General features: G+C 63.0%; 10 protein-coding genes. 7 read left to right on the forward strand and 3 right to left on the reverse strand.

Annotated features, from left to right (window positions below; genetic code table 11):
- Positions 1-13: 13 nt before the first annotated feature.
- The 6 genes from E7813_RS18310 (at position 14) to E7813_RS18335 (ending at position 8,074) form a co-directional block, all read left to right on the forward strand.
- The gene (locus tag E7813_RS18310; protein WP_291576222.1) at positions 14-2,971 is read left to right on the forward strand and encodes a 2-oxoglutarate dehydrogenase E1 component; all 2,958 of its coding nucleotides are present in this window, start codon (positions 14-16) and stop codon (positions 2,969-2,971) included.
- A 152-nt stretch (positions 2,972-3,123) separates the two neighbouring features.
- Positions 3,124-4,371, forward strand: a complete 1,248-nt coding sequence (gene odhB / locus E7813_RS18315; RefSeq protein WP_291576224.1) for a 2-oxoglutarate dehydrogenase complex dihydrolipoyllysine-residue succinyltransferase — start codon at positions 3,124-3,126, stop codon at positions 4,369-4,371.
- An 88-nt stretch (positions 4,372-4,459) separates the two neighbouring features.
- Complete coding sequence (locus E7813_RS18320) at positions 4,460-5,206, forward strand: SDR family oxidoreductase (protein WP_291576226.1); 747 nt, start codon at positions 4,460-4,462, stop codon at positions 5,204-5,206.
- Positions 5,207-5,239: 33 nt separating this feature from the next.
- Positions 5,240-6,640 (forward strand): dihydrolipoyl dehydrogenase, encoded by a 1,401-nt coding sequence (lpdA, locus tag E7813_RS18325; RefSeq protein ID WP_291576228.1) that lies wholly within the window; start codon positions 5,240-5,242, stop codon positions 6,638-6,640.
- Between the two features lie 3 nt (positions 6,641-6,643).
- Entirely contained in the window at positions 6,644-7,171 is a 528-nt protein-coding gene (locus E7813_RS18330; protein ID WP_291576230.1) for a hypothetical protein, read from the forward strand.
- Positions 7,172-7,180: 9 nt separating this feature from the next.
- The gene (locus E7813_RS18335) at positions 7,181-8,074 is read left to right on the forward strand and encodes an alpha/beta hydrolase (RefSeq protein ID WP_291576232.1); all 894 of its coding nucleotides are present in this window, start codon (positions 7,181-7,183) and stop codon (positions 8,072-8,074) included.
- A 3-nt stretch (positions 8,075-8,077) separates the two neighbouring features.
- Here E7813_RS18335 and E7813_RS18340 read toward each other — a convergent pair whose 3' ends face one another.
- A complete protein-coding gene (locus tag E7813_RS18340; protein WP_291576234.1) occupies positions 8,078-8,665 on the reverse strand; it encodes a DUF4337 domain-containing protein in 588 nt (195 codons plus the stop codon).
- Positions 8,666-8,769: 104 nt separating this feature from the next.
- Positions 8,770-9,741: a tyrosine recombinase XerC gene (locus E7813_RS18345; protein WP_291576236.1), complete on the reverse strand. Its 972-nt coding sequence runs from the start codon at positions 9,739-9,741 to the stop codon at positions 8,770-8,772.
- Between the two features lie 101 nt (positions 9,742-9,842).
- On the opposite strand from E7813_RS18345, the gene E7813_RS18350 reads away from it, so the two are divergent.
- Entirely contained in the window at positions 9,843-12,053 is a 2,211-nt protein-coding gene (locus tag E7813_RS18350; protein ID WP_291576238.1) for a primosomal protein N', read from the forward strand.
- Positions 12,054-12,182: 129 nt separating this feature from the next.
- Here the strand turns inward: E7813_RS18350 and E7813_RS18355 are convergent, their stop codons facing one another.
- Complete coding sequence (locus tag E7813_RS18355; protein ID WP_291576241.1) at positions 12,183-12,677, reverse strand: septal ring lytic transglycosylase RlpA family protein; 495 nt, start codon at positions 12,675-12,677, stop codon at positions 12,183-12,185.
- Positions 12,678-12,907 lie beyond the last annotated feature (230 nt).

A 12,907-nucleotide genomic window follows, 5' to 3' on the forward strand; every position in this document is an offset into this window, starting at 1 on the left:
CCAGGACGCCATCATGTCTCGCCAGGACGCGAATGCCGCATTTGCACTCTCCTCGTTTTTGCAGGGCACAAACGCCGCCTACATCGACGATCTCTATGCCCGCTACGAGCAGGACCCCGCCTCGGTCGACACCGAATGGCAGGAGTTTTTTAAAAGCCTGAAAGACACGCCGGCCGACGTTCAAAAGAACGCCGACGGCGCGTCCTGGGGACGGAACAACTGGCCGCTGACGCCGCGCGACGATCTGACCTCCGCGCTCGACGGCAACTGGGTGCAAATCGAAAAGGCCGTCGGCACCAAACTGGCGGCCAAGGCGCAGGCCAGGGGCGCCGAGATTTCGGCGGCCGACGTCCACCAGGCGACACGCGATTCGGTGCGGGCCTTGATGCTGATTCGCGCCTACCGCATGCGCGGTCATTTCCACGCCAAGCTCGATCCGCTCGGGATCGAGCCGCCGCGCGATCGCGAGGAACTCGATCCGCGTTCCTACGGCTTCGTCGAAGCCGATCTCGACCGCAAGATTTTCCTCGATCATGTGCTCGGCATGGAATACGCGACCTTGCGGGAAATCGTCGCGATCTGCGAACGCACCTATTGCCAGACGCTCGGCGTCGAATTCATGCACATCACCAACGCTGCGCAAAAGGGCTGGATCCAGGAGCGCATCGAGGGTCCCGACAAGGAAATCAGTTTTACCCGTGAGGGTCGCCGCGCGATCCTGATGAAGCTGATCGAGGCTGAAGGCTTCGAGAAATTCTGCGATCTCAAATTCACGGGTACCAAGAGATTTGGTCTCGATGGCGGCGAATCGCTGATTCCGGCGCTCGAGCAGATCATCAAGCGGGGCGGCAATCTCGGCGTGAAGGAAATCGTGGTCGGCATGCCGCATCGCGGCCGCCTCAACGTGCTGACGCAGGTGATGGGCAAGCCGCATCGCGCGCTGTTCCACGAATTCAAGGGCGGCTCGGCCAATCCCGACGCGGTCGAGGGCTCCGGCGACGTCAAATACCATCTGGGCGCATCGTCGGACCGGGAATTCGACAACAACAAGATCCATCTGTCGCTGACCGCGAATCCGTCACATCTGGAGATCGTCGACCCGGTGGTGCTCGGCAAGGTGCGCGCCAAGCAGGACCAGCATGGCGATCCGCCGGACCAGCGTATCTCGGTGCTGCCGCTGTTGATGCATGGCGACGCGGCCTTTGCCGGTCAGGGCGTGGTTGCCGAATGCTTCGGCCTGTCGGACCTGAAGGGCTACCGCACCGGCGGTTCGCTGCATTTCATCGTCAACAACCAGATCGGGTTCACCACCTATCCGCGCTATTCGCGCTCTTCGCCCTATCCTTCCGACGTCGCCAAGATGATCGACGCGCCGATCTTCCATGTGAATGGCGACGATCCGGAGGCCGTGGTGTTCGCGGCCAAGGTGGCGATCGAGTTCCGGCAGAAATTCCACAAGCCGGTCGTGATCGATATGTTCTGCTACCGCCGCCACGGTCACAACGAGGGCGACGAGCCGATGTTCACCCAGCCGGTGATGTACAAGAAGATCGCTTCGCATCCCGGCACCGTCGAGATTTATTCCAGGCGGCTGATCGCCGAAGGAGTGATAACCGATGGCGAAGTCGAGAAGGCCAAGGCCGACTGGCGCGCGCGACTCGATGCCGAACTCGAGGCCGGCGCCGGCTACAAACCCAACAAGGCCGACTGGCTCGACGGCAAATGGGCCGGTTTCAAATCCGCCGATCAGGAAGAAGATCCGCGCCGCGGCGTCACCGGCGTCGATGTTGCCGAGTTGAAAGATCTTGGCCGCAAGATGACGAAGGTGCCAGATGGTTTTCGGGTCCACCGCACCGTGCAGCGGTTCGTGGAAAATCGCGCCAAGGCGATCGAGACCGGTGTCGGTATCGACTGGGCGACCGGCGAGGCGCTGGCGTTCTGCACGCTATTGCACGAAGGCCACCACGTCCGGCTGTCCGGACAGGACTCTGAGCGCGGCACCTTCTCGCAACGCCATTCGGTGCTGATCGACCAGGAAGACGAAAGCCGCTACACGCCGTTTAATCATCTCGGCGGCGATCAGGGACATTACGAAGTCATCAACTCGCTGCTGTCGGAAGAAGCCGTGCTCGGCTTCGAGTACGGCTATTCGCTGGCGGAGCCGAATGCGCTGACCTGCTGGGAAGCGCAGTTCGGCGATTTCGCCAATGGCGCGCAGGTGCTGTTCGACCAGTTCATCTCGTCGGGCGAACGCAAATGGCTGCGCATGTCCGGCCTCGTCTGCATGCTGCCGCATGGCTATGAGGGGCAGGGGCCGGAACATTCTTCGGCGCGGCTCGAGCGGTTCCTGCAGATGTGCGCCGAAGACAACATGCAGGTGGTCTATCCCACCACGCCGGCCAATTTCTTCCATGTGCTGCGGCGTCAATTGCATCGCGAGATCCGCAAGCCCCTGATCCTGATGACGCCGAAGTCGCTGCTGCGCCACAAGCGCGCGGTCTCAAGGCTCGACGAAATGGGCGCCGACACCACCTTCCATCGCCTGCTGTACGATGACGCGGTGATGCTGCCCGATGAAAAGATCAAGCTGGTGCCGGACGACAAGATCCGCCGCGTCGTATTGTGCTCGGGCAAGGTCTATTACGATATCTACGACGAGCGCGAAAAACGCGGCATCGACGACGTCTACATCATGCGCGTCGAGCAGCTTTACCCGGTGCCGCTGAAGGCGCTGGTGCAGGAGCTCGGACGCTTCAAGCATGCCGAACTGGTCTGGTGCCAGGAAGAGCCGCGCAACATGGGTGCGTGGCATTTCATCGAACCCTATCTCGAATGGGTGCTGAATCAGATCAACGCACCGAACAAGCGTCCGCGTTACGCCGGACGCGCGGCGGCGGCTGCAACAGCCACCGGTTTGATGTCGAAGCATCTGGCCCAGCTCAAGGCGCTGCTGGACGAGGCGCTGAACTGAGAAACAATTCGTCATACCCCGCGAAGGCGGGGTATCCAGTACGCCGCGCCGCCTGTCCTTGACCGCGACCGTCTCGGAGTACTGGATCGCCTGCATTGGCGGGCGATGACAACAGAGATTTATGATCGCAAGGGTTCTTGAGGAAACAAACAATGACTGAAATTCGCGTTCCGACGCTCGGCGAATCCGTGACCGAGGCCACCATCGGCCGCTGGTTCAAAAAGGCCGGCGATGCCGTCGCGGTGGACGAGCCGTTGGTGGAACTCGAAACCGACAAGGTGACGATCGAGGTGCCTGCGCCTTCGGCCGGTACGCTCGGCGAGATCTCGGCCAAGGATGGCGAGACCGTTGCGGTCGGCGCGCTGCTTGGCCAGATCAACGACGGTGCGGCCGCTGCCAAGCCCGCTGCGCCGGCCAAGGCTGCGGCCCCTGCTGCTCCGGCGCCGTCGTCTCCTGCTGCCGCAGCACCCGCTCCCGCTCCGAAAGCGCCGCCGGCGGATGCGCCGCTGGCGCCGTCGGTGCGCAAGATATCCGCTGAAAGCGGAATCGATGCCTCAACGGTCGCCGGCTCCGGCAAGGATGGCCGCGTCACCAAGGGCGATATGCTTGCGGCCATCGAAAAGGCAGCTTCGGCGCCGACGCCGGTCAATCAGCCTGCCGCCGCGGTACAGGTTCGCGCCCCATCGCCGGCCGACGATGCCGCGCGGGAAGAACGCGTGAAGATGACGCGGCTGCGCCAGACCATCGCGCGCCGGCTCAAGGATGTGCAGAACACCGCCGCGATGCTGACGACCTTCAACGAGGTCGACATGAGCCACATCATGGCGATGCGGGCCCAGTACAAGGACGTGTTCGAGAAGAAGCACGGCAGCAAACTGGGCTTTATGGGCTTCTTCACCAAGGCCTGCGTGCAGGCGCTAAAGGACATCCCTGCGGCCAATGCCGAGATCGACGGCACCGACCTGATCTACAAGAATTATTATCACATCGGCGTCGCCGTCGGCACCGACAAGGGCCTGGTGGTTCCGGTGGTGCGCGACAGCGACCGCAAGTCGATCGCCGAGATCGAAAAAAGCATCGCCGATTTCGGACGCCGCGCGCGTGAAGGCCAGCTCAAGATCGACGAGATGCAGGGCGGCACCTTCACCATCACCAATGGCGGCATCTATGGTTCGCTGATGTCGACACCGATCCTGAACGCGCCGCAGTCCGCGATTCTCGGCATGCACAAGATTCAGGATCGCCCGGTCGCGATCGCCGGCAAGGTCGAAATACGGCCGATGATGTATCTGGCGCTGTCCTATGATCACCGCGTCATCGACGGCAAGGAAGCGGTGACGTTCCTGGTGCGCGTCAAGGAGAGCCTCGAAGACCCGGCACGGCTGGTGCTCGATCTCTGACGCGTCGGATGAGAACGCGCTTTTTTCGCTCGCCGCGACAGAGCCGCGGCGTTTCCGGTAGAGCGTTGCGATTGTGGGGGCTAACATCTTGACCGATAAAGTTGTCATCATCACCGGCGGAAGCCGCGGCATCGGCCGCGCCACCGCGATTGCGGCTGCGGCGCGCGGATTTCGGGTCTGCGTCGGCTACGTGGCCAATCAAGCCGCCGCGCACGACGTGGTCTCCGTTATCGAGGCCAAAAACGGCAAGGCCATCGCGGTGAAATGCGATGTCGGAAGCGAATCCGATATCCTGGCGCTGTTCAAGGCGGCCGACGCATTCGGGACGCTCGGCGCGCTGGTCAACAATGCCGGCATCGTCGGGACCACGTCGCGGGTCGACGATATGTCCGCCGAGCGCATCCAGCGCATGATGGCCGTCAACATTACCGGCAGCATTCTGTGCGCCCGCGAGGCGATAAAGCGGATGTCGACGCGCCATGGCGGCAAGGGCGGCGTCATCGTCAATCTGTCGTCGGTGGCGGCCAAGCTCGGCGCGCCCAATACCTATGTCGACTACGCCGCCTCCAAGGGCGCGATCGATTCCTTCACGATCGGGCTCGGCTACGAAGTTGCCGGCGAGGGCATTCGCGTCGCCGCGATCCGCCCCGGGCTGATCGATACCGAAATTCACGCCAGCGGCGGCGAGCCCGACCGCGCCCACCGGCTCAGCCACTTGGTGCCGATGAAGCGCGTCGGCACCGCCGACGAAATCGCCAACGCCATCGTCTGGCTGATATCGGATGATGCCTCCTATGTGACCAGCGCCATCCTTGATGTATCGGGCGGTCGGTAATACCAGTCGCATCCTAGCTACAGGACTTCAATCATGGCCACTTACGATCTCGTCGTCATCGGCACCGGCCCGGGCGGTTATGTCTGCGCGATACGCGCGGCGCAGCTCGGCATGAAGGTCGCGGTGGTCGAGAAGAACGCAACGCTCGGCGGCACTTGCCTCAACGTCGGATGCATGCCGTCGAAAGCGCTGTTGTACGCCTCCGAGATGTTCGAGGAAGCCGGACATTCGTTTGCCAAAATGGGCGTCAGCGTCTCCGCGCCGAAGCTCGATCTTCCCTCGATGATGAATTTCAAGCAGCAGGGCATCGACGGCAACGTCAAGGGCGTCGAGTTCCTGATGAAGAAGAACAAGATCGACGTCATCAGGGGCAAAGGCAAGGTGCTCGGCACCGGCAAGGTCGAGGTGACCGGTGACGGCAAGACGCAGATCGTCGAGACCAAAAACATCGTCATCGCCACCGGCTCCGACATTGCGAAATTGAAGGGCATCGAGATCGACGAGAAGCGCATCGTGTCGTCGACCGGCGCGCTGTCGCTCGACAAGGTGCCGGGGAAGTTGTTGATCGTCGGCGCCGGCGTGATCGGGCTTGAGCTCGGCTCGGTGTGGCACCGGCTCGGCGCCGATGTGACCGTGGTGGAATTCCTCGACCGCATCCTGCCGGGCATGGACGGCGAGGTCGCAAGGCAATTCCAGCGCATTCTGGAAAAACAGGGTTTTACGTTCCGGCTCGGCGCCAAGGTCACCGGCATCGACACCTCGGGCAAGATATTGTCGGCAAAGATCGAACCTGCGGCAGGCGGCAAGGCCGAGACGCTGGAGGCTGACGTGGTGCTGGTGTGCATCGGTCGCGTGCCCTACACCGAAGGGCTGGGACTGAAAGAGGCCGGCGTCGCGCTCGACAATCGCGGCCGGGTACAGATCGATGCGCATTTCGCCACCAGCGTAAAGGGCGTCTATGCCATCGGCGATGTGATCGCGGGGCCGATGCTGGCTCACAAGGCCGAGGACGAAGGTGTCGCCTGCGCCGAAATCCTTGCAGGCCAGGCCGGGCATGTGAATTACGACGTTATCCCAGGAGTCGTGTATACCACGCCCGAGGTGTCGTCGGTCGGCAAGACCGAGGAAGAGCTGAAACAAGCCGGTGTGGCCTATACCGTCGGCAAATTTCCGTTCACCGCCAATGGCCGCTCCAAAGTCAACCAGACCACGGACGGATTCGTGAAGATTCTCGCAGATGCGAAGACGGATCGGGTGCTTGGTGTGCACATCGTCGGCCGCGAAGCCGGTGAAATGATCCACGAAGCGGCGGTTTTGATGGAGTTTGGCGGCTCCGCCGAGGATCTGGCGCGCACCTGCCACGCCCATCCGACCCGCTCGGAGGCCATCAAGGAAGCCGCGCTTGCAGTCGGCAAGCGCGCAATCCATATTTGATTCATGCGCCGCCTCCTCCAACCGTTCTGGGTCCTGCTCGCGGTCATCTTCCTGATCGAGGCTTGGCTGTGGGATCACCTCGAGCCGATCGTGGCTTGGGTGGTGGCGCTGATTCCGCTGCAGGCGTTCAAGCAATGGCTCGCGGAACGCGTCGACGCGCTGTCGCCGGCGATGACGCTGATCGTTTTCATCGTGCCGGTGATTCCGCTGTTTCCGCTAAAGCTGGTCGGCTTCTGGCTGTTGGCCCATGAATATTGGCTCAGCGCCATCCTCACCATCATCTTCGCAAAATTCCTTGGCGTTGGCGTCGCGGCCTTCATCTTCGACGTGACGCGGGATAAATTGCTTGAGATGGATTGGTTCGAAACGCTCTACGAGTTTGTCATGGGACTGCGGGCAAAGGCGAGCGCGCTGGTCGATCCCGTCAAGTTGCGAATCAAGGACGCGGTGCGCGGCGATGGCGCCGGCTGGTCGTCGCGGATGCTGCGGCTGATCCAGCGCTTCCGCAAGAGCGTGCACGAAGCGCGGTAGCTGGTGGCGTTGGCCCGTATTCAAACCCCGGTGCTGGATATCGCCTATGAGGCGAGCGGTCCTGCCGAGGGGCTTCCGGTTCTGCTGCTGCACGGTTTTCCCTATGACGTGAGAGCGTTCGACGCAGCCGCAAGAATCGTCAACGCGGCAGGCTTTCGCACCATCGTTCCCTGGCTGCGCGGGTATGGTGGCACCCGGTTCCTCTCCGCGGGTACACCGCGGTCCGGCGAGCAGGCAGCCCTCGGGCAGGACCTGAAGGAATTGCTGGATGCGCTTGGCATCCAGAAAGCCGTGCTTGGCGGTTATGACTGGGGCGGCCGCGCGGCCTGCGTGGTTTCGGCGCTGTGGCCGGAACGGGTGGCCGGCCTTGTGAGCTGCGCCGGTTATACGATCCAGGACATCCCCAATTCGCGCAAGCCGGCCGACCCCGAACAGGAGGCGCGGTTCTGGTATCAATATTATTTCAACACCGAACGCGGTCGCAACGGCCTCACCGAAAAGCGTCGCGAGATAGCGCGCCTGCTGTGGAAAATGTGGTCGCCGACCTGGGCTTTCGACGACGCGACGTTCGATCGCACCGCCAGCTCGTTCGACAACGAGGATTTTGTCGATGTCGCCATTCATTCATACCGGCACAGATACGGCAACGCCGCCGGCGATCCCCGCTACGCACCGGTCGAGGCGCGGCTGGCCGCGCAGCCCAAAATCAATGTCCCCACGATCAATCTGCATGGCACGGTGAATGGCATAGCGCCGGTTCGCGCGTCCGAAAGCGATGCCAAACGTTTCACCGCGTCGTATCAGCGCCGCGTGCTGGAAAATGTCGGCCACAATCCGCCGCAGGAAGCGCCGCAGGCCTTTGCCGAGGCGATCCTGCAGCTTTGCCAGGCCGCGCCGGCCTAGTTTCTACAGCGCCAGGTGCACCAGATGCGGCGCGAACAGGCCGATCGCGGTAAAGGCGATGCCGGTCAGCGCCAGCAGGCCTGCGATCCAGGCCAGCGCGACCATGCCGGTGATGATGGTTGCCGACGCCAGCACGATGCCGATCTGGAATGCCGCCGAAGCCAGTTCGAAGTGATGATATTTCGCCTGCGCCAGGTCGCGCTCTTCCTCGGCGTGCTTGGCGCGCTCGGACAGTTGCTCCTGGCCTTCGCCGGTTTCAGGCTCCGAGCGGTAGCGCGCCGCGGTCTTCTGCCATTCGTCGATCTGCTTCTGCAGCGCGGCCTTGGTGGCATCGTCGGTCGCAGTGCCGAGGTTTGACTTGGCCTGATCCGCCGCGGTCTGCACCACCGTGCGGCGAATGCTCTTGGCCTGGAAGAACGCCCACAGGTTCGAGCTTTCGACGTTCTTGCTGATGGATTCGGTCTGGGCGCCCTTGCCCAGCGTCTCCGACAGCGCGAGAAACAACGCGATCACGGCGATCAACAGCGCGATCTTCCGGTTCTCGCCGGCAGCTTCCTTGGCCTTATCAGCCTGCTCCATAGCTTCGCTCATGATTCCCTCCCGGTAAAATTGCGTCCACGATTGACCGAACCGCGCCGTCCGCGCAAGAGGCAAGCGGACGCGCGGAGAGTTATCAAGATTGAACGCAGGCGATCTTAACTGCGGGGGTGGGCGGAACGGTAGACCTCGAACAGCCGCTCGCTGTCGATGCCGGTATAGATCTGGGTGGTGGAGAGCGAGGCGTGCCCTAGCAGTTCTTGGATTGCGCGCAGATCGCCCCCGCGCGTGAGAAGGTGGGTGGCGAAGGAATGCCGCAACGCATGTGGCGTCGCGCTGTCGGGCAGGCCCAGTGCGCCGCGCAGCCGCTCCATGGTGAGCTGAATAATTCGGGCCTTGAGTGGCCCGCCGCGGGCGCCGACGAACATCGGTCCCTCCGACGGCAGCGGATGCGGGCACATCGCCGCATAATCCTGGATCAGCGTCAGCACGTTTTGCAGCACCGGTACCATCCGGGTTTTGTTGCCCTTGCCGGTGACGATCAAAACGTCCCCGACGCCCGGCGCGGGAACGTCGCGGCGCTTGAGCCCCAGCGCTTCGGAAATGCGCAGGCCCGATCCATACAACAGCGCCATGACGGCGGCGTCGCGCGCCCAGATCCAGGGATCGCGGGTCTCGCCGGCGCGCTCGTCCGCGTCGGCCAAACGTTTGGCGGCCGCCATCGGCAGCGGTTTTGGCAAGCTCTTGCCGACCTTGGGTGCACGTATTGCAGAAAGAGCGCCGACCTTGCCTTCGCCTTCCTGTTCGAGGAAGCGTCCGAACGAGCGCAATCCTGCCAGCGTCCGCATCAGCGATCGGCTGCCGATATCGCCGGCGCGCCGCATCGCCATGAAGGCCCTGACATCGCTGGCCTCGAGGGTTGCGAATCGCGGCAGCGTCACCTGCGCGCCCCAGTGTTCGGCGAGAAAGGCCAGGCACTGGCGGAGGTCGCGGGCATAGGCTTCCAGCGTCTTCGGCGACAGCCTGCGCTCGGCGCGCAGGTGCGACAGCCAGCGCGTCATCTCCTGCGCGATGCCGGCATCGGCGCAAGCGAGTTCGATCGGTTGAATGGCGGGAATCGGCCTGGCCATGGAACAGTCTATAGCTGTCGTTGCGATGATTCCGGTGGATTATATCGCACCTCTTTCGTTTACTGTTCGCTAACTTTCCAGCCCTTGAGACTGATTCTCCGATGGACCATTCCGCGCGCGCCAGCACCTCATCCGCGTCGTCGGCGCGTGTCGTCGATGTGCTGGTGCCGGTCGCGCTCAACCAGACCTATTCCTACCGGGTGCCGCGCGGCATGGAGTTGAAGCCGGGCGACGTGGTGTGCGTGCCGCTGGGGCCGCGCGAGGCGATCGCGGTGGTGTGGGCGGAAAATCCCGATCCCGATCCGCGCCTGCACAATCGTCTCAAGGATGTCGGCGAAAAGCTCGACGTGCCGCCGCTGAAGAAGGAATTGCGCGCGCTCGTCGACTGGGTCGCCAACTACACGCTGTCGGCGCGCGGCATGGTGCTGCGGATGACATTGCGGATGGGCGAGCATCTCGGGCCGGAGCGGCAACGGATGGGCGTGCGTCTGATCGGCCAGCCGCCACAACGCATGACGCCGGCGCGGCGGCGGCTGATCGGCATCCTGTCGGATGGCCTGCTGCATGGCAAATCCGAAACCGCCAGGGAAGCCGGCGTCAGTGCCGGCGCGATCGATGGCCTCGTCGATGAAGGCACGCTGACGATCGAACCGATGCCGCGCGCGCCGGCGCCGCCGGCGCCCGATCCGGCATTCGCCGCACCTGATTTTTCCCGTCAGCAGCGCACCGCGGTGGATGCGATGCGCGCCCTTGCGGCCAACGGCAGTTTTCACGTGGCCCTTCTCGACGGCGTGACGGGTTCGGGCAAGACCGAAGTTTATTTCGAGGCGATCGCCGAAATCATCCACCACGGCAGGCAATCGCTGATCCTGATGCCGGAGATCGCGCTGACCGGGCAATTCCTCGACCGCTTCGCGCAGCGTTTCGGCGTGCGTCCGCTGGAATGGCATTCCGAACTGACCCCGCGCACGCGGGCGCGTAACTGGGCCGCGATCGCCGCCGGTGAGGCCCCCGTCGTGGTCGGTGCGCGCTCGGCGCTGTTTCTGCCCTATGCCGATCTCGGGCTGATCGTGGTCGATGAAGAGCACGACCAGGCCTACAAGCAGGACGAGGGCGTCCACTACCACGCCCGCGACATGGCGGTGGTGCGGGCGCATATCGCCAAGATTCCGATCGTACTGGCCTCGGCGACGCCATCGGTCGAGACGGAGGTTAATGCCCGCAAGGGGCGCTATCAGCGCGTGGTGTTGCCGTCGCGGTTCGGCGGCCAGCATATGCCGCATATCGAGGCGATCGATCTGCGGCGCGAAGGCCCGGTGCGGGGCCGTTTCATCTCGCCGCCTTTGGCCGAGCATATCCGGGTCGCAATCGAGCGGCGCGAGCAGGCGCTGTTGTTTCTCAATCGCCGCGGCTATGCGCCGCTGACGCTATGCCGGACCTGCGGGCATCGCTTTGCCTGCACCATCTGCGACGCCTGGCTGGTAGATCACCGTTTCCGCCAGCGTCTGGTCTGCCATCATTGCGGCTTCTCGGTGCCGCGTCCGCATGTCTGCCCGCATTGCGCGGCGGAGGAATCGCTGGTCGCCGTCGGTCCCGGCGTCGAGCGCCTGCAGGAGGAAGCCGCGGCGCTGTTTCCGCAAGCGCGCACCATGGTGCTGTCGAGCGATCTCGTCACCTCGATCGAGACCATGCGCAGTGAATTGAACGAGATCGCGGAAGGCCGCGTCGATATCATCATCGGCACCCAATTGGTGGCGAAGGGGCATAATTTCCCTCGATTGAATCTGGTCGGCGTGGTCGATGCCGATCTGGGGCTCGGCAACGGCGATCCGCGCGCCGCCGAGCGGACCTTTCAACTGCTCAATCAGGTGATCGGTCGCGCCGGGCGCGACCAGGGCCGCGGCGTCGGCTATCTGCAGACCCATCAGCCCGAGCATCCGGTGATGAAGGCGCTAGTGGCGTGCGATCGCGAGGCGTTTTATGCCAGCGAGATCGAGGCCCGTGAGCGCGCCGGCTATCCGCCGTTCGGCCGGCTGGCGAGCCTGATTATTTCGGCTGGCGACCGCCCGACCGCGGAGGGTTTTGCGCGCAAGCTGGCCGCGGTCGCGCCGATCGATGAGCGCATACAAGTGCTCGGGCCCGCCGAAGCGCCGCTCGCGGTGATCAAGGGCCGCTATCGGTTCCGGCTATTGGTGAAATCGCTGCGCAGTGTCGACCTGTCGGAATACCTGCGCGAATGGCTCGCGGCGGGTCCGAAGACCAGGGGCAATCTCAAGCTTGAGATCGATGTCGATCCGCAGAGTTTTTTGTAGTGGAGGCAACGCGGCCTGCCGTCTTTTGTGACGGCAGGCCTGTTTTCGGCGCGCAAGCGTTTCCGCGGCCCTGCTGGACGCAACGCTTGCCGAATGGGGAAAGGAAGAGAGTTCAAACGCCCAGGGAGGTCACATGACCTCGGCGACGACGCGGCCGACGCCGGCATCGGTCAAGCCGATCGCGCGGGCGGCGGCGGTCGACAGATCGAGCACCCGGCCGTGGACGAACGGGCCGCGGTCATTGACGGTGACAACCACGCTGCGGTCGCCATGGGTCACCTTCAGCTTGGTGCCGAACGGCAGCGAACGGTGGGCGCACGTCATCGCGTTCTGGTTAAAACGCTGGCCGGAAGCGGTCTCGCTGCCGGATTCGTTACCGTAATAGGAGGCCATGCCGGAGAAACTGCCTCCGGTGCCGGCGGAGGCCGGAGCAAGGGCGTTGGCATCGCGCCAGGAACCGCCCTGAGAGCCGCCGGAAGCGTTGCTGGCGTGATGGTGATGGCGGTGGGATTTGGCCGAGGCTTCGGTGATGCCTCCGCCGAACAAGAGAGTTGCGGCGAGGACGGTTAGCGCCGTACGCGACTGGGTTGCAGTTCCCAGTGTCGACTTTTGGTATTGCATCATATTCGTAGTCCCTTGAGATAGTATTGCCACATATGTGGCAAGTGGAACCCCCGTCCCGTTTTGAGTGGTTGCCGTTTGGTGACCCAATGAGGCGTAAACTGGGCAGTAAATTGTTTTATGAGTTACTGAAACATCTTGTTACTGATCGAATATAATCATTAGATATTCCGTAATAGTTAAAAGTAATATTTTTTAACCATTTATTACTTAATAATACTGTCTAGATAAGT

The organism is Bradyrhizobium sp., from assembly GCF_004799405.1.
In the GTDB taxonomy this organism is placed as follows: domain Bacteria; phylum Pseudomonadota; class Alphaproteobacteria; order Rhizobiales; family Xanthobacteraceae; genus Bradyrhizobium.